Raw genomic sequence first — 23,795 nt, 5'->3', positions numbered from 1 at the left:
TATTGTTAAAGTGTGATTAAGGCAACCTTTTCCTGTTTTAAACTTGCTTTAAAAATGTTGCTAAATTGTATTTTGAGGCGGATTCCGTTATCTTGTCAGCTGTCTCTATAGACATCCCCTCTACAACTACAAAAAGCATGGAGAAGTTTGATGAAAGTTGCCGTATTAGGTGCTGCAGGCGGAATTGGCCAAGCCCTTTCATTACTATTAAAAACTCAGTTACCCGCTGGTTCTGAACTTTCGCTTTACGACATCGCCCCAGTAACACCAGGTGTTGCTGTAGATTTGAGCCACATCCCTACACAAGTGGCCATTAAAGGATTTGCAGGCGAAGACCCAAGCCCGGCCCTAGAAGGTGCCGATATTGTTCTTATTTCAGCTGGTGTGGCGCGTAAGCCAGGTATGGATCGTTCAGATCTATTCAACATCAACGCTGGTATTGTTAAAAACCTTATCGAGAAAGTTGCTGTTACCTGCCCTAAAGCGTGTATTGGCATTATCACTAACCCAGTAAATACTACTGTGCCAATTGCTGCAGAAGTTTTGAAAAAAGCCGGTGTATACGACCCTGCTAAGTTGTTTGGTGTAACGACACTAGACGTAATCCGCTCTGAAACATTTATTGCTGAAGCAAAAGGCTTAAACCCTGCCGACATTAACTTAAACGTTATTGGTGGCCACAGTGGTGTAACTATCTTGCCATTGTTATCTCAGCTAGATGGTATTTCATTCACCGATGAAGAGATTGCCGCGATGACCACGCGCATTCAAAACGCCGGTACTGAAGTAGTTGAAGCTAAAGCGGGTGGCGGTAGCGCTACACTTTCTATGGGCCAAGCAGCTGCACGTTTCTGTTTGTCTTTAGTTAAAGCCGCTCAAGGCGAAGACGTAATTGAGTGTGCCTACGTTGATGGCGGCAGTGAACATGCTAAGTTCTTTGCACAACCAGTGCGTTTGGGCCCTCAAGGTGTTACTGAAATCTTACCTTACGGTGAAATTAGCACATTCGAGAAAGCTGCAATTGACGGCATGTTAGATACCTTACACGGTGACATTGATAAAGGCGTAGAATTTGTTTAATTACAAATTTTAAATCCTAATAAGGAGTGCAATGCACTCCTTTTTTGTATCCGCATGTTGTCGAAGTTCCTAACTAAGCTAGGCTTGGGATAATAAACGGTTTCTGGCGGCCTCTTTTACTTATTTCGGTGTTGAAGCTACTTGCAATAAGCTAGCTATTGGCGCGCAGTTTAGCCTTGAACTAAGCAAACCTATCTCGCGAGAAACATGAAGCGAGATTGAGTACTGGCTTGCAGAGTTATCGTCACTTTCTTATCCCGAGTTAAAGTTAAATATAAAGCGTTTATTGCCCACTTATTTGCGCTGCAATACTTGAGCTAAACTAATCTTAAACAAGCTTCAAAGCTAGCTTTGGCGTAGAAATGGCCATTTAGATTATCAGAGATAAAAGTGGCTTTAGTTTTTTGGCATGATGCCGATAGCTTAAGTGTTAAGACGATAGGAACGGCTATGAATAAGCAGATCATTTCACTACTTCTTGCTGCGGGAATAAGTTCAGCGGCCTTTGCAGAATCTATTGATGCCTTGTCAGTGGATGATGAATTAGATACGCCAGCACAGCAAGCTGAGCCGGTCATTATCGATCCTACCGAATACACCAGTCCATCAGATATTGAAGCGGTTCAGCTTTATAAGCAAGACGAGTTAATCACTTGGATTAACAACAATCAGCACCTTGCTCGGGTGAAAGCAGATGATTGCCAGTTAGTTGAAGACATTGAGGCACGGGCCGAAAAAGTCGCGATTCCCGCCTATCAGTTTTTATGGGGCGATATGCTGGCATGGGGAGTCTGTATCGATTCAAATCCTGAGCTTGGCGTTATGTATATGTGGCGAGCGGCTAATCAAGGTTTAGCTGCTGCTATGGAGCAATTAGGTCGCTATTACGCAACGGGTACCTTAGTTCAGCAAGATTACGCCAAAGCCATTCCATTATTACGTGAAGCTGCCGGACAAGGTTTTCTACCTGCTCAGTTGCGCTTAGTGTCACTCTATGTGGAGGGCAAAGGCAGCCCTTATGATTATGAAGATGCCTATCGCTGGTTACATCATTCAATCATTGCCGACAAACAAACTCACCGAGAAGCCAGTCAATTATTAGCTGCGCTTGCCAGCAAAATGCCTGAATATGTAGTGGTTAAAGCTAAAGCAAGCAACCAACCCTACTAAAGCCACGCGCAAAGCATTAACATAGAGCTATTCTTGAAGAGCAATACGTTTTATTGCTCAACTTAGTAGGTTAGTTAATGCAAAATCAGGCTGTGTCGGCCACACTAAAATCGACCTTACTCGCTGCCTTAACAGAAGAAATGGCCCCCGTTTCTAAAGACTGGCTCAAGGCCTTGTGTAGTGAAGAACAAAGAAGCCAGTTCTCGGCAAGCCTTGCTGAGTTGCTTGATGAAGGTGCTTTGGTAACTACGCGGATTGGTGCTTATACCTTACCAGAGCGTTTAGGTTTAGTGACCGGAACCATTATTGGTCATCGTGATGGTTTTGGTTTCTTAAAAACTACCCAAGAAGGCACCGATTTATTCTTACCCGCAAAAGAAATGCGCAAGGTCTTCCATAACGATTTTGTGTTGGCTGCGCCATCTAGCATGGATAAGCGTGGTCGCCGTGAAGGCCAAGTTATTCGTGTATTAAAACCAGGTAAATTGGAGTTAGTGGGGCGCTTTTTTGTAGAGGGCAATCATCGTTATGTAGTGCCGGACGATTCTCGCATAAACCAAGATATTCTCATTGGCAAAAATGACACAGCAGGTGCTCGCCAAGGCCAAGTGGTAGTGATTGAAGTGCTTAGTCGCCCCTCTGCTCCCAAGCTAGCTGTAGGTAAAGTGATTGATATTCTCGGTGAAAAAATGGCACCGGGCATGGAAGTGCAAGTTGCTTTGCGTAATCACGATATTCCACATGAGTGGCCAAAAGCGGTCACTAAAGCCGTTAGTAAACTTGAAGAAGAAGTGGATGATGCGGCTAAACAAAACCGCGTTGATTTGCGTGAGCTACCATTGGTTACCATCGATGGTGAAGATGCTCGCGATTTTGATGATGCAGTATATTGTGAAGCCAAAAAGTCTGGCGGCTGGCGTTTGTGGGTAGCTATCGCAGATGTGTCTTATTACGTACGTCCCGATGCAGCACTCGATAAAGAAGCGCTAAATCGTGGTAACTCTGTGTATTTCCCTGACCAAGTTATCCCTATGTTACCAGAGCAACTCTCCAATGGATTGTGTTCACTTAACCCAAAAGTAGACCGCTTATGTATGGTGGCAGAGATGACAATTTCTGCTGCTGGCCGTTTATCGGGTTATAAATTTTATGAAGCGGTAATGCACTCGCATGCGCGGTTTACCTATAACAAAGTGGCGGCGATTCTGGATGGTGATGAAGCTTTAGCCCAGCGCTACGCCGAACAAGTTCCGCTCTTGCAAGAGCTGCATCGCTTATACAGTGCTTTAAAAGTAAGCCGTGCCCAGCGCGGTGGTATTGAGCTAGAAACGCAAGAAACCCGTTTTATTTTTAATGCCCAACGCAAAATTGAGCAAATTGTTCCGCTAACCCGTAATGATGCACACAAAATGATTGAAGAGTGCATGATTCAGGCAAACGTGGCAGCGGCTAAGTTTGTAGAAAAGCATCAGCAAGCCATTTTATATCGGGTGCACGATCGCCCCGGTAAAGAGCGTTTAACTAATTTTAGAGGTTTCCTGAACGAGTTAGGCCTGCCATTAGGTGGAGGCGAAGAGCCACAGCCGAGTGACTACTTTAAACTAGTTGAAGCCATTCAACAGCGACCTGATCTTGAGCTGATTCAAACCATGTTATTGCGCTCTATGATGCAAGCGGTCTATCAACCCGACAACATTGGCCACTTTGGTTTAGCGCTTAAATCTTATGCGCACTTTACTTCACCTATTCGTCGTTACCCAGACTTGTTATTGCACCGAGTGATTAAGTTTCTAGTTAATAAGTTAGAAGCAGAATCCGCCGGTAAAACCGTTAACAACAAATGGACGGTTACCGGTGGTTACTCTTATCAAGATGATGAAATGGATAAGTTTGGCGAGGTGTGTTCAATGACCGAACGTCGCGCCGATGATGCCACCCGCGAAGTATCTGACAGTCTTAAATGTGAATACATGCAAGATCACGTGGGCACCGTGTTACCTGCAACCATTGCTGCAGTCACCGGTTTTGGCTTTTTTGCCCGCTTGGATGAGTTTCATATTGATGGGTTAGTACATATCAACTCTTTACGTGGCGACTATTATCATTATGATGCCGCTCGCCAGATCTTGGTGGGAGAGAAAACCGGAAAGCGCTTTAGAATTGGTGATGCGGTTACAGTTAAAGTAGCCTCGGTAAACATGGCCGATCGTAAAATGGAATTTGTCATCGTTAATAAAGATGGTCAGGCCGATGAATTTGACCGCCCAGAGCGAACTGGCAAAGATGGTGGTCGCGGCAAACGCTTTGCTAAATCTACCGGGGATTCCGAACGCTCTAGGGATGGTAAAAAGAAACAACGCCATCGCGACAGTAAAAATAAAGGTAAACGCCGCGGCACTGCTAAATCGAAGAGCAATGAGAGTAGCAGCGAGAACAAAGGTGGCTTTAGCCCTTGGCAGCAACGTGATCCTGCGGCTAAAAAGGCAAAATCAAATAATGAGGCTAATGCCAAAACGCGCAAAAAGCCTAAAAAGAAACGTAAGCAGCGCCCTGGTAAACAAGAGCGTAACGCTGTTAAACAACAGAAGAATTAAACATGAGCCAACAAGTTATTTATGGTTTGCACGCAGTGCAAGCTTTGCTAGAGCGCAGCCCTGAGCGAATTATTGAAGTGTATGCCTTAAAAGGGCGTCAAGATGAGCGTTTATTACCCTTGCTGAATGAGCTGCGTCGTCTGGGCGCCTCGGTTCAGTTTATGCCACGTAAAGCCCTAGACGACAAAGCGGAAAGTTCGCAACACCAAGGCATTGTGGCGCGAGTAAAAGCAGGTCGTGGTTATAACGAAAATGATTTAAAGCAGCTGGTGGAATCAAGCTCAGCTCCACTGTTTCTGGTATTAGATGGGGTGACCGACCCACATAACCTAGGGGCATGTTTACGTAATGCCGATGCTGCCGGCGTGGCTGGGGTGATTGTGCCAAAAGATAAATCGGTTCAATTAAATGCCACAGTGCGCAAAGTAGCCTGCGGCGCAGCCGAAACTGTACCTCTAGTAGTGGTAACTAACCTTGCTAGAACACTGCGCGAACTGCAGCAGCTAGGCGTGTGGGTAGTTGGCACGGCAGGTGAGGCCGAACAGTTCATTTACGACAGTAAATTACAAGGCCCAATGGCGATTGTGATGGGCGCCGAGGGCAGCGGGATGCGCCGCTTAACTCGTGAAACCTGCGATGAACTCGTGAAGTTACCAATGCTAGGTGCTGTATCAAGTTTAAACGTATCGGTTGCAGCAGGAATCTGCCTGTTTGAAGCGGTGCGCCAGCGCCGTTAATACTCAATTTACGCTGCCAAAAATACTGAGTTACTAGCCTCTGAGTGGAATATCATTCAGAGGCTTTAATTTAGCTTGATTAAATTCTCGCCTTCACATAAAATCAGCGCCCCTAAAACAGCCATTTTACTTTTAGTTCCTTGCCTCTTCGGTTCGGCTGTACCATGAACGAGGCTATAACCCGTAGGGAGCAATCATGCGTCATTACGAAATCGTATTCATGGTCCACCCAGACCAGAGCGAACAAGTTCCAGGTATGATCGAGCGTTACTCAGCAGTTATCACAGATAACGGCGGTAGCATCCATCGCTTGGAAGATTGGGGCCGCCGTCAATTGGCTTACCCAATCGAAAAATTGCACAAAGCCCACTATGTTCTTTTGAACATCGAAGCTAGCGCAGAAGTTGTTGATGAATTGGAAACTGCTTTCCGTTTCAACGATGCTGTTATCCGTAACATGATCATGCGCACTAAGTCTGCTGTTACAGAGATCTCTCCAATTGCTAAAGCTAAAGATGAGCGTCCAGCTCGTCGTGACGAAGAGCGTCCAGCTCGTCGTGAAGAAGCAGCACCAGCAGCTGAAGAAGCTCCAGCAGTAGAAGCTAAAGAAGAGTCAGCTAGCGAAGAATAAGACGGATGTCTGAAAATAGGTTGGTTTTGCAGGGGCGAGTATTACGCGCACCAAAACGCTCTACCAGTCCGGCCGGTGTTGCGCATTGCCAATTTTGGCTAGAGCATCGTTCGCAGCAACAAGAAGCTGGATTTTCTCGCCAAGCCTATTGCCAAATAGCAGTAGTTGCCAGTGGCGATATTTTGAAGCAAGATTCATCGCATATAAGTATGGGGTGTGAAGTAAGAGTAAGTGGTTTTATAAATAGCCACAAAGCGGCCAACGGTTCATATCGATTGGTACTTCATGCTTCTGAAATTGATTTGTTATCACGAGGATAATGTTATGGCACGTTTTTTCCGTCGTCGTAAATTCTGCCGCTTTTCAGCGGAAGGTGTTGTTGAGATCGATTATAAAGATACAGCAACATTAAAAAACTACATCACTGAAAGTGGTAAAATTGTACCTAGTCGTATTACTGGTACAAGCGCTAAATACCAACGTCAACTTGCACGCGCTATTAAACGTGCTCGTTACCTGGCTCTATTGCCATACACTGATTTACATAAGTAAATCGGCGTTTGCAACTAGCCTAACTCAATCGAATTAATCGAGGAAAGGTAATGGAAATTATTCTATTAGACAAAATCGCTAACTTAGGCGGTTTGGGCGATCAAGTTAATGTTAAAGCAGGTTACGCACGTAACTTCTTGATCCCACAAGGTAAAGCTGTTCCAGCAACTAAAGCTAACGTAGAAGTTTTTGAAGCTCGTCGTTCAGAATTAGAAGCTAAACTAGCTGAAACTTTGAAAGCATCTGAAGCTCGCGCTGAGAAACTAAATGCTCTAGAAGCAATTGTTATCGAAGCTAAAGCTGGTGAAGAAGGTAAACTATTCGGTTCTATCGGTACTCGCGACATCGCTGATGTTGTAACTGCTGCTGGTGTTGAAGTAGTTAAATCTGAAGTTCGCCTGCCAAACGGTGTACTACGTAACACAGGTGAAGTTGAAGTTGTTATTCAAGTTCACACTGACGTAACTGCTACTGTTACTCTACAAGTTGTTGCTGCTGAATAATTTCAGCTAAATAGCTTGAAAAAACCGCGCCTAGGCGCGGTTTTTTTGTATATTGGCTATGATTTTAAAGGATTTTGAAAGATAGTTGAGATAAATCCGGTTTTGACTATAAGTATTTTGTTGTCGCAAATTGGTTACTTGAACAAGGAGAGTTAGAGTGCGTTTATTTTTGGTTTTAGCGACCGCCTTTATCAGTGTTTTTTCCCATGCCAATAGCAGTTGGTCAGACATAGAGCAGCAAGCTAAAGGGCAAACCGTGTATTTTAATGCCTGGGCTGGAGCCGATAATATTAACGCCTATATTCGCTGGGCCGGTGAGCAAGTTAAGCAGCGCTATGGTGTGGAGCTTGAGCATGTGAAAATTACCGATACCGCCAATGTGGTCAGCCGTATTTTGGCAGAGAAAGTGAGTGGCAGAACTAACGGTGGCAGTGTTGATTTGGTGTGGGTTAACGGCGAGAACTTTCGCACCTTAAAAGAGGCTAAATTGCTCTATGGCCCATTTAGCCAGGACTTGCCAAATTTAGCACTTACCGATACCAATAGCCCAGCCTTGCAGTATGACTTCACCATACCTGTAGAAGGCTACGAGTCACCTTGGGGAGGCGCGCAACTGACATTCTATTACGACGGTGCGCGGATTAAGCAAGCACCAACGTCGATGCAAGCTTTACTTGGCTACCTACAGCAAAGCCCTGGTTTATTTAGTTATCCAGCTCCGCCAAGCTTTTATGGCACCACTTTTGTAAAACAAGCCTTATTTGAAACCATTGACGACACCGAGCAGCTTTATCAGCCAGTTGATAAACAAAACTTTAATAAGGCTACCAGCAAGCTATGGGCTTATTTAGATCAGTTACACCCATTAATGTGGCGCCGTGGCCAAAGCTTCCCTAGTGGTAGCGGACAAATGCAGCAGCTACTCAATGACGGTGAGCTAAGTATCGCTTTTAGCTTTAATCCTAATGACCCAGCTGCTGCTATTGAGCAAGGCTTATTGCCGGAATCAGTACGTAGTTATGTGCATCAGGTGGGTACAGTAGGGAATACTCATTTCTTGGCTATTCCGTTTAATAGTGACGCCAGCGCAGGTGCGATGGTAGTGGCCAACTTTTTATTGTCGCCTGAAGCGCAAGCACGTAAAGCGGATTTAGCCTATTGGGGCGACCCTACGGTATTGGCTTTAGATAAACTTAGCGCTGAACAACAACAGTTTTTTGCTGGGCAGCAAAACCAAGCTAGTTTAAGTGCTGCAGATCGCGCCAAGGTTTTAGGCGAACCTCATGCTACTTGGGTCGCTTTATTAGAAGCAGAATGGTTGCGTCGCTATAGCCAATGAGTCTATTTTCCAAAAAGGCAGCAGTGTTATTTCCAGTTGTGACCTGTGCATTGCTGATGCTGCCTTTGCTGTTTGGTTTTATTGATACGCTTCTACCTGCTTTTGGCTACTTTCCAATTGCGTCAAAACACCAATTTAGCTTAAGCATTTGGCAACAGCTATTTAGTTATTCTTCATTATGGCAATCGGTATTGCTTACGGTGTTTACCGGTTGGGCTGCTGCTTTATTGTCATTGATATCGGCGCTTTGGTTAATCATGCACTGTTATCAAAGCCGTTGGTGGCAGTTTCTTGAAAAAACGCTGGCCCCATTTTTGGCCATCCCACATGCTGCAATGGCCATTGCTTTATTATTTCTATTAGCGCCAAGTGGCTGGCTGATGCGTTTGGTCTCCCCTTGGCTAACCGACTTTAACTACCCGCCTTTATGGCAAACCACTCAAGATGCTTGGGGGCTAAGCTTAATACTCGCTTTGTGGGTGAAAGAGTTACCATTCATGTTATTGGTATTAATGTCTGCTTGTTCCCAATTGCCAGTAAAACGCAGCTTGGCACTTGGCCAAAGCTTTGCCTATTCGAGCCAGCAAGTATGGCAAGATATTTTATTCCCGCAGCTAATTAAGCGTATTCGCTTACCGTTTTTTACGGTGCTTGCGTTCTCACTCACTGTTGTGGATGTGGCGCAAATTATCGGCCCGAGTAAGCCAGTAACCCTGGCACTATTGGTTTGGCAGTGGTTTAGTGATAGCAATATCGATCTGCGTTTAGTGGGGGCGGCGGGCTCATTGCTACTGCTTGCGGTAGTGGTGTTGAGTGTGCTGTTGTCTTTAGGCTTAGAAAAGCTCTGTCTCACCAGGCAACTAAATAAAGCCATGCAAGGCGTTCGCAAATCAGCGAGTAGCGGCAAACTCGCCCGTGGTTTGTTAGTGACACTGGTGCTTAGCTTAGTATTGAGCTTATTGGTGATCCTTATTTGGTCAATAACTTGGCGATGGCGATTTCCTGATGTATTGCCTGCACAGTGGAGCTTGCACTATTGGCAGCAAGCAGGGAGTTACTTGCTATCCCCATTATTTAATAGTTTAGTCATTGCGTTTTCTTCGGCCGCCATTAGTTTAATACTGGTTGTTGGCTGCTTGGAGTACCAATTAAAACAAGCCAATACGTCGCGCTGGTGGTCAGTAATGATGTACTTGCCTTTGTTGTTGCCTCAAGTGGTGTTTTTATTTGGTGTGCAAGTTCAGCTGTTTAAGTATCGCCTAGATGGCAACCTCATTACTGTTATCTGGGCACACATTATTTTTGTTCTACCCTATGTGTATTTATCTTTGGTTGGCAGTTATCGGGCCTTTGATAAGCGTTATATGCAGGCAGCGGTTAGTTTGTCGCATAGTTATTGGCGCAGTTTTATGGCGGTAAAATTACCCATGCTTACTCGTCCTTTAGGCTTGGCTTTTGCTATTGGTTTTGCTGTGAGTATTGCTCAATACTTACCTACTTTGTTTGTGGGAGCAGGGCGAGTGAGTACTCTAACCACCGAAGCAGTTGCGCTGGCTTCTGGTGGTGATAGGCGAGTCACTGCAGTGATGGTGATATGGCAAACTTTACTGCCACTGCTGGTGTACAGTGCTGCTATTGCTTGGCCTAAATGGCGCTACCGGCATTTTCGAGGGATGCATAGTTAATGTTAGAGATTAAAGATTTTGGTTTGGCGTTTGCTCAGCAGCACTTTTTGAGCAAGCTTAATATGTCGGTGGCCGCTGGTGAAATCGTGACTATTATGGGGCCGAGTGGGTGTGGTAAATCGAGTTTTCTAGCGGCTATTGCCGGTACTTTAGACGAGGGCTTTACTTGTTCGGGAGAGGTGAGCCTGGCCGGGAAATCTTTGCTGAACATGCCGCAAGCGCAACGCCAAGTTGGAATGCTGTTTCAAGATGATTTGCTGTTCCCGCATTTTAATGTTGCTCAAAACCTGCAATACGGCTTAGCGCATGCCAAACAAGGCCAAGCAGCTCAACTTATAGAACAAGCTTTAGCTGATGCTGGTATGCCTGGCTATCAGCAGCGTGATATTGCTAGTTTGTCGGGCGGTCAGCGGGCGAGGGTAAGTGTATTACGTAGTTTATTGGCAGAGCCGAAATTGTTATTGCTTGATGAGCCTTTTAGCAAGCTAGATAAACCCTTACGCAAACAGTTTCGCGAGTTTGTTCGAGATAAAATTGAAGAGCTGTCAATTCCGGCTCTGTTAGTTACCCATGATGCAGAGGACTGTTTACAAGCTCCGCCTATTTCGATTTTTTGATAGTGGTTTTTGCCTAAGTATTAAGCTGTTGCTGTTGAGTTTTATTTGATAAGCTTAATTTTCCTGAGGCTTTATTGTGTGGAGCGAAAGCGTCAGGACTCACATAGAGATCCCCAATAACAATAAAGAGGATGAAGATGAACAAATTGATTATTGCGTTGGCATTGTCACTACCATTTGTCGCATCAACCGCAAGCGCGGCTCCAGCTAAAGCGCCATTATGTGCTGCGTGCCACGGAGCTGAAGGAAAGGCTATGATTCCCGGCTACCCGCATTTAGCCGGCCAAAATGAGCAATACCTAGTATCTTCGCTTAAAGCCTATCGTGATAAGCAGCGTAATGGCGGGCAAGCTGTTGTAATGCAGGGCCAAGCGGCTAACTTAACCGACGCCGAAATTGCCGAATTAGCTGCCTACTACGCTAAAATGTAAGCAGCCGTTTTTTGCAATAAGCCAGCCTAGAGCTGGCTTTTTAGTTTCTAAATCTGGGAGAAATGTTACTTGGTGTGGCTGCATAATTCCCGCATAATAGGCGCCAGTAACAAACAACCGCAATGAAAGATTATGGCAGCCAGCGCGCCCTCTCGTAAGTTTAAAGATAAAGATAGAAAGCCTAAAGATTCGCAAATTGATCAGCTTAAAGTTCCTCCACACTCGTTAGAAGCTGAACAGGCAGTATTAGGTGGCTTAATGCTCGACAATAACGCTTGGGACAATGTGTCGGAGCTGGTAGTTGAGCAAGATTTCTATCAACGTGCTCATCAATATACATTTTCGGCCATGCACCGTTTGGCGGAAAGCGGTCAGCCTATCGACTTGGTGACAGTATCGGAAGAACTAGAGCGCCAAGAACAGTTAGACGATATTGGTGGCTTCGCTTACCTCGGTGAGATTGCTAAAAATACCCCAAGTGCTGCTAATATTCGCGCCTATGCTGAAATTGTTCGCGAGCGAGCGGTAACTCGAGAGCTAATTTCAGTGGCTAATGAAATTGCCGATAGCTGCTATGAGCCGGCTGGTCGAAAGAGTAGTGATTTGTTGGACTTTGCCGAGAGCAAAGTATTTAAAATTGCTGAGTCTCGCGCTAATGCTAACGAAGGCCCTAAAGAAGTAAAAGGTTTGCTAGCCGAAACCATTGATAAAATTGAAGAGTTGTACAAAGCGCCTAACGATGGGGTAACCGGTGTATCTACCGGTTTTGCTGACTTAGACAAAAAAACCGCAGGCTTACAAGGTTCCGATCTTATTATTGTTGCTGCCCGTCCATCGATGGGTAAAACCACCTTTGCGATGAACTTATGTGAATACGCAGCAATGACCCAAGATAAACCCGCTCTGATTTTTAGTTTGGAGATGCCCTCTGAGCAAATCATGATGCGTATGTTGGCTTCTCTGGGTCGAATTGATCAAACTAAGATCAGAACCGGCGCCCTAGATGATGACGATTGGGCTCGCTTATCTTCCACTATGGGTTTAATGGCCGAGAAATCGAAGATGTATGTGGATGACTCTTCTGGCTTAACCCCCACCGAAGTTCGCTCTCGCGCCCGTCGTGTTGCGCGAGAAGAAGGCGGGCTTAGTATGATCATGATTGATTACTTGCAGCTGATGCAAGTACCGGGTTTAAGTGAAAACCGGACCTTAGAAATTGCCGAAATTTCCCGCTCGCTTAAATCGCTGGCGAAAGAATTAAACGTACCGGTTGTGGCGCTTTCTCAGCTTAACCGTAGTTTGGAGCAGCGCGCCGATAAACGCCCAGTAAACTCCGACTTACGTGAATCGGGCTCTATTGAGCAGGATGCCGACTTAATTATGTTTATCTATCGTGATGAAGTTTATAACGAAGGAACTGATAACAAAGGCCTTGCCGAAATCATTATTGGTAAGCAGCGTAACGGCCCGATTGGCCGTGTTCCACTTACCTTCCAAGGTCAGTTCTCTCGTTTTGATAACTGGGCTGGCGAATTTTACGACGACGAATAGGTACTAATGGAAATCGCTAACGCGCAAGTTTCGCTATCTGCTTTAAAACATAATTACGCAGTATTAAAGCAACGTGCACCTAGTAGCAAAATTTTAGTTGTTATTAAAGCTAATGCTTATGGCCACGGCATGTTGCAAGTGGCAGAGGCCTTGGCGGAATTAGCAGATGGTTTTGCCGTTGCTCGTTGTAAAGAAGCGATCGCGTTGCGTAAAGCGGGGATTAAATCGCATATCCTAGTGCTAGAAGGTTTTTTTGATGGCGCAGAAGCACAAGAATTAGCGCAACATCAAGTAGCTACGGTCATTCATAGCGAGCAGCAATTAGAGCTGGTAGAACAGTTATCATTAAAGCAGCCCTTAGAGACGTGGATTAAGCTCGATACTGGGATGCATCGTTTGGGTTTGTTGCCCGAGCAATTTAGGCATTTATTACCACGAATTCGCGCTTGTCAAAATATTCAGACACCTTTCAAGCTGATAAGTCATTTTGCTTGTGCTGATGAGCTAGAACATCCCTTAACACCCCAGCAAATTACATTGTTTAGCGAATTAACCAAAGAGCTTGGTGTGGAATGCTCGTTAGCTAATTCGGCTGGAATTCTTCTTTGGCCAGAGGCTCATGCGCAGTGGAACCGTCCAGGGATTTCCATGTACGGTATTTCTCCTCAAGTGGATAATAACGGTGCGGATTTTGGTTTGATTCCAGCCATGACCTTGCAAACTAACCTTATCGCGGTGCGTGAACATCCAAAAGGTGAGTCGGTAGGCTATGGAGCTACTTGGCAAGCAGAACAAGATACTCGTTTAGGCGTAGTTGCTATGGGCTACGGAGATGGTTATCCGCGTAGCGCCCCTAATGGCACGCCGGTGTGGCTTAACGGTCGCTTAGTGCCTATTGTTGGGCGGGTCTCTATGGATATGTTGTGTGTTGACCTTGGCCCAGATTGTAAGGATAAGGTAGGCGACAAAGTAATACTTTGGGGACCCGAGTTACCTGTTGAGACGATTGCAAAGGCGGTTGGCACTATCGCTTATGAGCTGGTCACTAAGTTGACATCAAGAGTTCGTATAACTTACACAAACTAGGGTCTGTAGATCTTTGCTGATGGTTTTTGCAGCAATTTATTAGCCATTTAGGCAAGGCAGAGAGTGTGCAGTTAAGTGGGCTTAATAATTACTCGCTAACGCTGAATAAATGGCTAAGAAATGCTGCCCGAAGGGTTCGGATAAGCGAACTTTACTCTTTGTTAAGCACTTCTTGCTTAGCCCACTAGGCTTCTAAGTGCTCGCCGCGATTAAAGCCCGCTTATCTCGAACAAAATTTCAACACCAAAGATCAACAGACCCTAGTATTTACAAGTTCATCAAATTAGGCTATTAATTGGGTGCTGAATTATTAATCTATATTTTGATAGTTACAGCCTATCGAATTAATTGATTAGATCAATTCGTCAAGTCGACAATTTTGGCGCATTATTTATAGCGAAATTGATAACCTATTTAACAAGGAATACGAGATGAGTGTATTAGTTGGTCGTCCTGCTCCAGACTTTACTGCCGCTGCTGTTCTAGGTAACGGCGAAATTGTTGATGCCTTTACGCTAAGTGAGCACATCAAAGGTAAAGCTGCGGTAGTATTCTTCTACCCACTAGATTTTACTTTTGTTTGTCCTTCTGAGTTGATCGCTTTTGATCACCGTTTCCAAGATTTCCAAGATAAAGGCGTTGAAGTAATCGGTGTATCTATCGATTCTCAGTTCTCTCACAACGCATGGCGTAACACTGCTATTGAAGATGGCGGTATTGGTCAAGTTAAATACCCACTAGTAGCAGACGTTAAACACGAAATCTGTCAGGCTTACGATGTAGAGCATCCAGAAGCTGGTGTTGCTTTCCGTGGTTCTTTCCTAATCGACACTAACGGAGTTGTTCGTCACCAAGTAGTTAATGACCTACCTTTAGGTCGTAACATTGACGAAATGCTACGTATGGTTGACGCATTAAACTTCCACGAGAAGCACGGCGAAGTATGTCCTGCACAATGGGAAGAAGGTAAAGAAGGTATGGACGCAAGCCCAGAAGGCGTTGCTAAGTACTTATCTGCTAACGCTGAAGGCCTATAATAAGCCGCTAGTTAGCTAGAAAGTAAAAAGCCCGCAACAGCGGGCTTTTTTGTATTTATCGCATAAAACTAAATATTTTCGAAACAAATCTCGATGGTGGCGTGACCATGAATAGAAGTGAAAGGGATCAACACTTTAGGTCCTTCAGTTTTATGAGTAATGGTATGAGACGGACCTGATACTACCACCGGGGTCGCCATATCAAAATCGTAGCCATCTTCAGCCAGCAAGCGTTTCGCACCACCAGTCACCATGTTAGTAATTTCACCAACCATGTCGGTGACTTCTTCATTAATAGATTCTGGCGCTTCACCTAACATGCGGCGCATAATTTCAATCGCTAAGCCTTTATCAAAACTGATTGATAAAGAGCCTTTAGTTTGTGGGCCAACCATACCAATCAGTCCAGAAACATCACCACGTGCAATTTCATCTTTTTTAAGCCCTGGCTTACCTGGCTTAAGCTCTAGTTGAGCCATGGTTTCGAGCACGTTTAAAAGAGACTTTAGAAAAGGGTTAACAAAATTTACGTCCATAGTGACCGATAACTTCCTACTTGTGGGTGATTTTGGTTAAATTTAAATCAAGCGCTTAAACAGGCTGAAGACCAAAGCCACAAAAACTATTGAGAATTATTATAAGAATCGCACGAGATCCGATGAGCTGCAACTATTAGTCATATTTTTAAGAAGTGTTTCACTGAATCGTTGAGACTCAGTTGATATTCTCATTTATATCCTTTTAGCTTTCGGCTCATTTATAGTTGTTAGGAACTATCGTTGCGAAAAGCCTAAAAAGATAATAACGAATGCCGCTGGTTCTCCACGCTGCTAATTCAAAGGTTCGCTGTAAGTTATTACACAGTGCCCAAGTCCCACCTGCTATATATAAGTCTCGCCAGTGTTTTTTAAACACCTTTAAGCGTCCGTAAAAAATGTATTGCCAACGACCAGACTCGTTCCCTTGATTTGCTCTGCGAAACCACACCAATGGTTTCGCAATAAACTTATATCGATGACCTTTGGCAAGCAGTGTGAGAAACAAATCATAGTCTTCTGCGATAACCTGAGAATCGAAGCCTTTAGCCTCGATAAAATCTTTTCGTTTAACTAGCCAACTCGAAGGAACAATATGCGAGTCTATTAGGCTATCACTCATACTAAGATAAAGTGGTTTAGCGTCGCAGGTTTCGCTGGCTTCACCTTCTTCAGAAAAGATATTGGTGGCGCAGTGACAACCAGAGAGTTCCGGCTCGCTCTCCATTATTTGTTGTTGAAGTGCAAGTTTGTGTTTATCCCAATAATCATCGGCATCTAGAAATGCAATGAACTCACCTTTCGCAGCCTTCACTCCATTGTTTCGTGCTTCTGCTATTCCGAGATTACTGGGGTGATCAACAATAGTCGCCACCGAGCTAAATTGCTCTAGGTATTGTCGGGCTTCCTTGTTTGAACCATCATTCACAATGATTAGTTCTAGCGCTGGCTGAGTTTGTTCGATTACAGAGCTCACCGCTTTAGAAATAAACTGCTGATTATTAAAATATGGGATCACCACCGAGGTTTTGGCTTCCATTCTTTCATCCTTGAAAGTTTCATCACCTTAATCAGGTTTTATAAAGTTGTGCTAGTTATTACAAATGCCAGACTACCAGTTAAAGCTAGTTGAGCAAGTGACTTAAGATAAGTTTATCGATGATGCCGGCGTAGAGTTTGAACTAGCACTCTCAACAGACCTTGCCTATTGCATGGTTAAATACAAGGAAGTGAAATGAAGAAATTAATCGCTGCAGCTTTGCTTTTCTCTCTTTTTGGAGGTGCTGTGTATGCTGCTGCAGAGATAAACCATGATGAAATGTTTGTGCTCAATTTTGAAGGCCCTGATTATTTGCGAACCATTCGTTATACCGAGCCATTTCGCGACGGCGATGAATGGAATATGGGCTCAGTGGTACATGATAAAACCGTTTACCACAATGGCTGGATAACAGTATTTGATGGCGAACTTGAGCTGCGAAAACAAGCACATGGTAGGGTGTTTGTTTACCCAAATGCTGAGCAGTTGGCGGCTGAAAACTGGACTATATCACTGATTATTCAACCTGATTTAAGCGGTTCGTTTATTGATAGAAGTGGAGCAGAGGTACATGAGTTTGTTGGTGAGTTTGCAAGGCTCCCCGAGCCTCAAAAAGATAGCTCTATCAATGGCTATTCTAATTGGCAGCTGGCTTTTAGTATCGTGCCAAAACGTGGCGTATACTCAGTTAATGGGGAGCAGCGTTATGAAGGCAAACTTGTAGGCCGTGCAAGCTGGTTAGCCGAGTGGGTTAAAGCTGGCGAATTTCAATTTTTACTCGAATAAGTAAAGCTTAGTTAAGGCAAAGTATTCTCTAACAAGGTTGGGCAATACCTACTCAGCCGTAGTATAATTGCTGGCTGAGTTAAGTTAACTCAGGTATTTAGATGCACTTGATAGCGGCTAGCTTAAATAAGCGTGGCTTATGAATATAGTGCTTTGATCTTTTAGCTTTTTATTATTATGTTGAGCCCATGACCCAAGTTTCACCCTACCAACCTCATCGCTTTTCTGTTGCTCCTATGCTCGATTGGACTGACCGTCACTGTCGTTACTTCCACCGTTTGATGAGCAAAAATACCCTGCTTTACACTGAAATGGTAACAACAGGTGCGATTTTACATGGAAAAGGGGATTACTTAGGCTTCTCTGAGCAAGAGCATCCACTAGCTTTACAACTGGGCGGCTCTAATCCGCAGGAATTAGCCGAATGTGCAAAACGCGCTGAAGATTTGGGATATGACGAAGTAAACTTAAATGTTGGTTGCCCATCAGACCGTGTGCAAAATGGTCGTTTTGGCGCTTGTTTAATGGCTGAGCCAGAGTTGGTGGCTGAATGTGTTAGTAAAATGCAGCAACAAGTTAAGATTCCAGTGACGGTAAAAACACGGATTGGTATCGATGAGCAAGATAGTTACCAGTTTCTAAAAGACTTTATCGAGCCGGTGGCTGAAGCTGGCTGCGAAACCTTTATTATTCATGCGCGTAAAGCTTGGTTGTCTGGTCTTAGCCCTAAGCAGAATCGAGATATTCCTCCGTTAGATTACCCAAGAGCTTACCAAGTAAAAGCTGATTACTCGCAGTTAACCATAAGCGTAAATGGCGGAATTGCTAGCTTGGAACAAGTGCAAGAGCACCTAAAGCATCTCGATGGCGTTATGCTAGGTCGCGAGGTTTATCAAAACCCTTACTTATTAGCGGATGTGGATCAACAGATCTTTGACGATCCGAAGCCAGCATTAAGCCGCCATCAAGTGGCTGAGTTAATGCTGCCATATATTGAAAACCATTTAGCACAAGGCGGCCGTTTACAACATATTAGCCGCCACATGCTGGGGTTGTTTCAAGGTTGCGTCGGGGCGCGTGCTTGGCGTAGGCATTTAAGCGAAAATGCGCATAAGAAAGGTGCTGGCATTGAAGTGATGCAAGCCGCAAAGGACTTAGTTCCAGAGCATCAAGAAGCCTAGTTAGCTCACTTACTTGTTTAATTGAAGCCGCTTTATGCGGCCTTCTTATTATCTGGCACAGCCCTTGCTATCACTACCTGCGAAGAGTCAGCTTTTTGTCAGGAGTGCAAAACAATGGAATTTTTAGGACGTTTAATCGCCCGCTGGGGCATATTAGACATTTTTATGGCGTGGGTGCTTACCGCCAGTGGCATGTTACTGGTTATTCCCAAGCAGTGGTTACCTGAAGCAGGCTTAAACGCGCAACTGATTATGGTGTTAACTATTAGTTGTGTAACGGGCTTGGCTTATTTTCTTAGCCGCGGGTTGTTGTTGATTATGACCAGTATTACGGGAGCTGTTCAGCATCGTCGAGAATTACAACGACTCGCTTCGATGATCTCGTGTTTGGATCATTCTGAGCGTGCTATTTTACGCGAGTTTATTATTACTCGTCGCAGCGTACTAAGTCTGCCGTTAAAAGAGCCTGCCGTAGCAAACTTAATGGAAAATGGTGTGTTAAAGCCAATGAATGAGCAACATGTTCACGAGCAACGAAGCAATGTGGACATGATGATCAATTTAGCGGCACGGCCATTACTGAGTTACAAAGCCTTAGGCTTACCGGTTGGTAAGTTAAACGAAGAGCAAATTGAACATTTGAAATCAATTCGCCCTCGCTTTTTACAACCAGATTACAAAGCAAATCGTACTCACTCTGGGAAACTATTTAGGATCCGTGCCGGTGATACAGAAAGCCAAACGGCGGCGTAGTTTAACTAGTACGCTGTTTTAGATAACCCGCGTAATCGGGGACATCTACCGAAAACTCCTGATTAAAGTGACGGCTGGCTAAGATAAATTCAGCTGTCGCTTGGTTGGTAGCCATTGGTATATTCCATACCGCCGCCAAACGCAGTAGCGCTTTTACATCAGGGTCATGCGGAACCGCATCTAGCGGATCCCAGAAGAAGATCATTAGGTCTATTTTACCTTCCGCAATCATTGCGCCTAATTGTTGGTCACCACCCATTGGACCGCTTAATAAGGCCTCTACTTCAAACCCTTGCTGTGACAACAGCGTACCGGTGGTGCCGGTTCCAAATAGTTGATGTTTAATTAAATCTTCGCGATGATTCTTCGCCCAGTTAATTAACGCCGTTTTTTTATGGTCGTGGGCTACCAATGCAATACGTTTGCGAACGTTCATGGTGCGGGTGGTTGTATCCATGTTACCTCTTAAATACGATTAGTTTGAAAGCGTTTACTACAGATTATGTTACTGTTTGTATTTACTATTAGCTAGCAACAGCCAGCAGATAATCAAGGTGGGATAACAAAAACGTGTGCGGTAGCTTAATGATTGGCGGTGAATATGAAATACGACAAGCCGTAGGTGTGGATTCGTTATTTCTAGATTTTGGCGAAACCAAACAGTATCGCCCTAGTGAGTCGTTGCCAGCTTTAATCTTTGAGCAGGAAACCCTGCGTTGTAAGCCTTTTATATGGGGAGTAAAGCACCCTCGACATCCCCAGCTTGTTATTAATGCTCGAGTAGAAAGCGCTGCTAATAAAGCTATGTTTCAAAACGCCTGGATAACCCAGCGTTGTTTACTGCCAGTAAAAGCGTGGCATGAATGGCGTAATCAAGAACGTTTTGAGTTTAGTTTGGAGCATCAAAATGTATTATTGCTGGGTGGTTTGTATTTACAGGCTCCTGAGGGAAAACAGCACTTAGTTGTTCTTACTCAAGCTGCAGCGAATGCTTTGCAGCAATATCATCATCGCATGCCTTTGTTGTTTGAACTCGAGCAAGGCTTGCGCTGGTTGGGCGGGCAGCCTTGTAAATATAAGGCGGAGCAGTTTCATTATCATGTGTCGAGCAATAGTCCACAGATGGGCTTGTTTTAGTAAGTATATTTTGTCGCATCAAGTTTCTAGGAGTGATTGATGATTTACATTTTTGGTTATGGCAGTTTAATTGATGCAGATTGCAGACAGTGTACCTTTCCTGGTGAACATGCTTATGCAGCGCGGTTACATGGCTACCAACGTTATTGGAGTGGTTTGAAAAGCGCAGATGATCGTTCCGCTGTTGTCATTACCCCCGACAATAATGCCAGCGTGAATGGGGTGCTGATTCCTTTTGATGAAAGCTTCTTGCCTGAACTGGATAAACGCGAAGAAGATTACGATAGAGTGTTACTCGATGTTTCACAGCTTGATCTCTTAGATACGCTGCCAAAACCAGCGGTTAAAATATATACCTATGTGGCTAAAGAGTATTGGCATCCACAGAGCAATAGCCCTATTTTACAGTCTTATTTGGACGTGTGTTTGCGAGGGTGTTTGGCGGTAAATGAGCAATACGCTCGCGAGTTTTTGCTTTCGACCAATTATTGGGTAAGCCACTGGTTAGATGACCGTCATCAACCTATTTACCCAAGGGCCATTAATATGGATGCTCTAGCCTTAGAGCAAATTGATTCGATATTAAATGATATGGCGCATTTGGCTGATTACAATCCGGTCGCTCAGGGCTAAGAATTTAGGTATAAAAAAAGGCGCCTTAGGCGCCTTTTTTAGCTTCGATAAACGTAAATTACAGTACGTGTACAGAAGAGGTGTTAGTAGTACCAGAAGGTACTAAGGCACCAGATACCATCACTACGATGTCGCCTTTGTTTGCAAGACCTGATTCCATCGCTAAGTCTTTACCAAGCGCGTAGAAAGAGTCAGTGCTTTCAATGCTTTCAACAACGTGAGGAATAACACCTTTAGTTAAGCAAAGTTGAGCAGCAGTTTTAGTGTTAGTAGTAATTGCTAAGATGTTAGCTTGTGGGAAGTATTTACGAACAGATTTCGCAGACTTACCACCTTCAGTAGCAACAACAATAAGAGGAGCACTTAGCTTCTCAGAAGTTTCTACAGCACCTTTACATACCGCTTCAGTGATGCGTAGTTTACCGCTATCACGTGCTGGATCTAAGTTAGAAGGCATTACTGCGTCAGTACGACCACAAATTGTTGCCATGATAGATACAGCTTCTACAGGGTATTTACCTTTAGCAGACTCACCAGAAAGCATTACTGCATCGGTACCGTCTAGGATTGCGTTAGCAACGTCGCCCGCTTCTGCACGAGTTGGACGTGGGTTTTTGATCATTGAATCAAGCATTTGAGTTGCAGTGATAACCAATTTACGTGCACGGTTACACTTCTCAATCATCATCTTCTGAGCGAAGATTACTTCTTCAACTGGGATTTCAACACCTAAGTCACCACGAGCAACCATGATGCCGTCAGAAACTTCTAGAATTTCGTCGAAGTTATCTACACCTTCTTGGTTTTCGATTTTAGAGATGATTTGGATCTTCTCGCCGCCATTCTCTTTAAGAAGTTGACGAATTTCTAGTACGTCTTCTTTCTTACGAATGAATGATGCTGCGATGAAATCAACACCTTGCTCACAACCAAAGATTAAGTCGCCTTTATCTTTAGCAGAAAGAGCAGGAAGTTGAACGATAACGCCAGGAAGGTTAACACCTTTGTTTTCGCCTAAGTCACCGTTGTTAAGAACAGTACACTTAACTTCGTCATCAGATACTGCGATAACTTCCATTTCAATTAGGCCGTCATCTACTAGGATGATGTTGCCTACTTTCAAGTCAGCAGCAAAACCAGGGTAAGTTACCGCTACGCGAGTTGCATCGCCGATTACAGTTTGGTCTGTAGTGAAAGTGAACTCTTGACCAGCAACTAGGCTAACGTCTTCGCCGCCAGCTAGTTTAATAGTGCGGATTTCTGGACCTTTGGTATCCAATAAAACAGCAGCAGATTTGCCTGTGTTCTTAACAACTTCACGTAGGTTGTTGATGCGAGTGCCGTGCTCAGCAAAGTCGCCGTGAGAGAAGTTAAGGCGCATTACGTTCATGCCTGACTCAACTAACTTAGTTAGCATTTCTACCGATTCAGTTTTTGGACCAATGGTACAAACTATTTTGGTTTTCTTCATTGAAGTGACTCTCCGTTAAGGATGCTAGTAAAAAATCTGCGCACATTATACAAGATTGATCACAAAAGGATATGTAGAAAAATAACTACAAATCCGAATGTCGATCAAAATAATGTCGATTTATAATTCACAAATGTGGCTTGTTAATTGTGCAATTTTGTAAAAGCTTGCTGTTTTGCTCATTATTTGAGCATCTAGCAAGTATAAAAAAACCTCGCCAAACTGCGAGGTTTTGATGCGATTTTATCGCTTATTCAATTTCACCACAGAAACGATAACCTTCACCGTGGATGGTGGCGATAATTTCTGGTGTTTCAGGGATCGATTCAAAGTGTTTTCTGATGCGGCGAATCGTCACATCAACCGTACGATCGTGTGGTTTAAGCTCGCGGCCAGTCATTTTCTTTAATAAGTCTGCGCGGGTTTGAATTTGTCCCGGATTCTCAACAAAGTGCAGCATAGCGCGAAACTCACTACGTGGCAGTTTGTAAGTCTCTTGGTTTGGACTAACTAACGAGCGACTATTAATGTCTAAGGTCCAACCGTTGAAGCGGTATTCTTCAACTGTGCCTTTATCTTCACTAGCTACTTGACCATTTACGGTACGGTTAAGTAGGTTGCGAGCTCGAATAGTTAATTCACGTGGGTTAAATGGTTTGGTGATGTAGTCATCGGCACCAATTTCCAAGCCAAGGATCTTATCTACTTCGTTGTCGCGTCCGGTTAGGAACATTAATGCAATTTGCTCACGGTCGCGCAACTCACGCGCTAATAACAGACCATTCTTACCAGGAAGGTTAATGTCCATGATAATTAAGTGAACAGAATGCGCTTCTAATACGCTGTTCATTTCATTGCCGTCAATCGCTTCGAACACATTGTAACCTTCGGCTTCAAAAGTGCTTTTTAGCGTATTACGAGTGACCAGTTCGTCCTCGACAATTAGAATATTTGGTGTCATGGTCTTCCCCAATGCTGTTTAGAATAAAGTTGGCTTGTGAACAGGTAGCGCTATATAGAAGGTGAGGCAATGGCTACTTATTCATCCATGTTGAGTTTGTGTTAAAACTCGTTGAATGGCAAAAAAATAGACAAATAGTTTGTCTAAAACGCGTGATAAATCAGCGTACGAGACCTTCCACATGCATTGTTCGTTACAAGCAGTAAACATATTCTATGGGCTTAACAGTGATATAACAACTTGAGTCTGAAAAAAGCTTACGTTTTCTGCGGTGCTTTTGATTCA

At 44.2% G+C, this 23,795-nt stretch carries 25 protein-coding genes; 20 read left to right on the top strand and 5 right to left on the bottom strand.

Annotated elements, in window-relative coordinates; translation table 11 throughout:
* The first annotated feature begins 150 nt into the window (after window positions 1-150).
* The 15 genes from mdh to OAG1_RS17830 all read left to right on the top strand — a co-directional run bounded on the left by mdh (window position 151) and on the right by OAG1_RS17830 (window position 15,013).
* Window positions 151-1,080 carry a malate dehydrogenase gene (gene mdh / locus OAG1_RS17900; protein WP_338622241.1) on the top strand — a complete coding sequence of 310 codons (930 nt, stop codon included), beginning with the start codon at window positions 151-153 and terminating at the stop codon, window positions 1,078-1,080.
* Between the two features lie 450 nt (window positions 1,081-1,530).
* The gene (locus OAG1_RS17895; protein WP_338622240.1) at window positions 1,531-2,250 is read left to right on the top strand and encodes a tetratricopeptide repeat protein; all 720 of its coding nucleotides are present in this window, start codon (window positions 1,531-1,533) and stop codon (window positions 2,248-2,250) included.
* A gap of 77 nt (window positions 2,251-2,327) precedes the next feature.
* Complete coding sequence (gene rnr, locus OAG1_RS17890; protein WP_338622239.1) at window positions 2,328-4,844, top strand: ribonuclease R; 2,517 nt, start codon at window positions 2,328-2,330, stop codon at window positions 4,842-4,844.
* Window positions 4,845-4,846: 2 nt separating this feature from the next.
* Window positions 4,847-5,581 (top strand): 23S rRNA (guanosine(2251)-2'-O)-methyltransferase RlmB, encoded by a 735-nt coding sequence (rlmB, locus tag OAG1_RS17885; protein WP_016400822.1) that lies wholly within the window; start codon window positions 4,847-4,849, stop codon window positions 5,579-5,581.
* 196 nt (window positions 5,582-5,777) lie between these two features.
* Window positions 5,778-6,212, top strand: a complete 435-nt coding sequence (gene rpsF / locus OAG1_RS17880) for a 30S ribosomal protein S6 (RefSeq protein WP_016400823.1) — start codon at window positions 5,778-5,780, stop codon at window positions 6,210-6,212.
* Between the two features lie 5 nt (window positions 6,213-6,217).
* Entirely contained in the window at window positions 6,218-6,532 is a 315-nt protein-coding gene (gene priB, locus OAG1_RS17875; protein ID WP_040306936.1) for a primosomal replication protein N, read from the top strand.
* A gap of 4 nt (window positions 6,533-6,536) precedes the next feature.
* Window positions 6,537-6,764 (top strand): 30S ribosomal protein S18, encoded by a 228-nt coding sequence (gene rpsR, locus OAG1_RS17870; protein ID WP_016400825.1) that lies wholly within the window; start codon window positions 6,537-6,539, stop codon window positions 6,762-6,764.
* A gap of 50 nt (window positions 6,765-6,814) precedes the next feature.
* A complete protein-coding gene (rplI, locus tag OAG1_RS17865; protein WP_016400826.1) occupies window positions 6,815-7,267 on the top strand; it encodes a 50S ribosomal protein L9 in 453 nt (150 codons plus the stop codon).
* A gap of 157 nt (window positions 7,268-7,424) precedes the next feature.
* Window positions 7,425-8,606, top strand: coding sequence for an ABC transporter substrate-binding protein (locus OAG1_RS17860; protein WP_338622238.1), 1,182 nt, complete (start codon window positions 7,425-7,427; stop codon window positions 8,604-8,606).
* Window positions 8,603-10,291: a thiamine ABC transporter permease gene (locus OAG1_RS17855; protein WP_338622237.1), complete on the top strand. Its 1,689-nt coding sequence runs from the start codon at window positions 8,603-8,605 to the stop codon at window positions 10,289-10,291. Before OAG1_RS17860 ends, OAG1_RS17855 begins: the two co-directional genes overlap by 4 nt.
* Window positions 10,291-10,908 (top strand): ATP-binding cassette domain-containing protein, encoded by a 618-nt coding sequence (locus tag OAG1_RS17850; RefSeq protein WP_338622236.1) that lies wholly within the window; start codon window positions 10,291-10,293, stop codon window positions 10,906-10,908. The genes OAG1_RS17855 and OAG1_RS17850 overlap by 1 nt, the downstream gene beginning before the upstream one ends.
* A gap of 137 nt (window positions 10,909-11,045) precedes the next feature.
* Window positions 11,046-11,339, top strand: a complete 294-nt coding sequence (locus tag OAG1_RS17845; RefSeq protein WP_040306938.1) for a cytochrome c — start codon at window positions 11,046-11,048, stop codon at window positions 11,337-11,339.
* A 132-nt stretch (window positions 11,340-11,471) separates the two neighbouring features.
* Window positions 11,472-12,890, top strand: coding sequence for a replicative DNA helicase (gene dnaB / locus OAG1_RS17840; RefSeq protein ID WP_016400832.1), 1,419 nt, complete (start codon window positions 11,472-11,474; stop codon window positions 12,888-12,890).
* A 6-nt stretch (window positions 12,891-12,896) separates the two neighbouring features.
* The gene (gene alr, locus OAG1_RS17835; protein ID WP_338622235.1) at window positions 12,897-13,976 is read left to right on the top strand and encodes an alanine racemase; all 1,080 of its coding nucleotides are present in this window, start codon (window positions 12,897-12,899) and stop codon (window positions 13,974-13,976) included.
* A 431-nt stretch (window positions 13,977-14,407) separates the two neighbouring features.
* On the top strand, window positions 14,408-15,013 hold the full coding sequence (locus tag OAG1_RS17830; protein WP_016400834.1) for a peroxiredoxin C: 606 nt from the start codon (window positions 14,408-14,410) through the stop codon (window positions 15,011-15,013).
* A 68-nt stretch (window positions 15,014-15,081) separates the two neighbouring features.
* On the opposite strand, the gene OAG1_RS17825 is transcribed toward OAG1_RS17830, so the two are convergent.
* The gene (locus OAG1_RS17825; protein ID WP_016400835.1) at window positions 15,082-15,549 is read right to left on the bottom strand and encodes a chemotaxis protein CheX; all 468 of its coding nucleotides are present in this window, start codon (window positions 15,547-15,549) and stop codon (window positions 15,082-15,084) included.
* Between the two features lie 217 nt (window positions 15,550-15,766).
* A complete protein-coding gene (locus OAG1_RS17820) occupies window positions 15,767-16,588 on the bottom strand; it encodes a glycosyltransferase family 2 protein (RefSeq protein WP_338622234.1) in 822 nt (273 codons plus the stop codon).
* Window positions 16,589-16,783: 195 nt separating this feature from the next.
* Here OAG1_RS17820 and OAG1_RS17815 point away from each other — a divergent pair, with 195 nt between their 5' ends.
* The 3 genes from OAG1_RS17815 (at window position 16,784) to OAG1_RS17805 (ending at window position 19,308) form a co-directional block, all read left to right on the top strand.
* Window positions 16,784-17,374, top strand: coding sequence for a hypothetical protein (locus tag OAG1_RS17815; protein ID WP_338622233.1), 591 nt, complete (start codon window positions 16,784-16,786; stop codon window positions 17,372-17,374).
* Between the two features lie 188 nt (window positions 17,375-17,562).
* Window positions 17,563-18,555: a tRNA dihydrouridine(20/20a) synthase DusA gene (gene dusA, locus OAG1_RS17810; RefSeq protein WP_338622232.1), complete on the top strand. Its 993-nt coding sequence runs from the start codon at window positions 17,563-17,565 to the stop codon at window positions 18,553-18,555.
* 114 nt (window positions 18,556-18,669) lie between these two features.
* Complete coding sequence (locus OAG1_RS17805; RefSeq protein ID WP_338622231.1) at window positions 18,670-19,308, top strand: super-infection exclusion protein B; 639 nt, start codon at window positions 18,670-18,672, stop codon at window positions 19,306-19,308.
* Between the two features lies 1 nt (window position 19,309).
* Here the strand turns inward: OAG1_RS17805 and OAG1_RS17800 are convergent, their stop codons facing one another.
* The gene (locus tag OAG1_RS17800; RefSeq protein ID WP_016400840.1) at window positions 19,310-19,765 is read right to left on the bottom strand and encodes a methylglyoxal synthase; all 456 of its coding nucleotides are present in this window, start codon (window positions 19,763-19,765) and stop codon (window positions 19,310-19,312) included.
* A 113-nt stretch (window positions 19,766-19,878) separates the two neighbouring features.
* Between OAG1_RS17800 and OAG1_RS17795 the strand changes: the two genes are divergently transcribed.
* Window positions 19,879-20,445, top strand: coding sequence for an SOS response-associated peptidase family protein (locus OAG1_RS17795; protein WP_338622230.1), 567 nt, complete (start codon window positions 19,879-19,881; stop codon window positions 20,443-20,445).
* A 39-nt stretch (window positions 20,446-20,484) separates the two neighbouring features.
* The gene (locus tag OAG1_RS17790) at window positions 20,485-21,078 is read left to right on the top strand and encodes a gamma-glutamylcyclotransferase family protein (protein WP_338622229.1); all 594 of its coding nucleotides are present in this window, start codon (window positions 20,485-20,487) and stop codon (window positions 21,076-21,078) included.
* Window positions 21,079-21,136: 58 nt separating this feature from the next.
* On the opposite strand, the gene pykF is transcribed toward OAG1_RS17790, so the two are convergent.
* Window positions 21,137-22,549: a pyruvate kinase PykF gene (gene pykF / locus OAG1_RS17785; protein WP_016400843.1), complete on the bottom strand. Its 1,413-nt coding sequence runs from the start codon at window positions 22,547-22,549 to the stop codon at window positions 21,137-21,139.
* 250 nt (window positions 22,550-22,799) lie between these two features.
* On the bottom strand, window positions 22,800-23,510 hold the full coding sequence (gene arcA, locus OAG1_RS17780) for a two-component system response regulator ArcA (protein WP_016400844.1): 711 nt from the start codon (window positions 23,508-23,510) through the stop codon (window positions 22,800-22,802).
* Window positions 23,511-23,795 lie beyond the last annotated feature (285 nt).

It is taken from the genome of Agarivorans sp. OAG1, from assembly GCF_037076485.1.
In the GTDB taxonomy this organism is placed as follows: domain Bacteria; phylum Pseudomonadota; class Gammaproteobacteria; order Enterobacterales; family Celerinatantimonadaceae; genus Agarivorans; species Agarivorans albus.
Note: the sequence above shows the minus strand (reverse complement) of the source record. Positions and strands in the feature narration are given on the sequence as shown.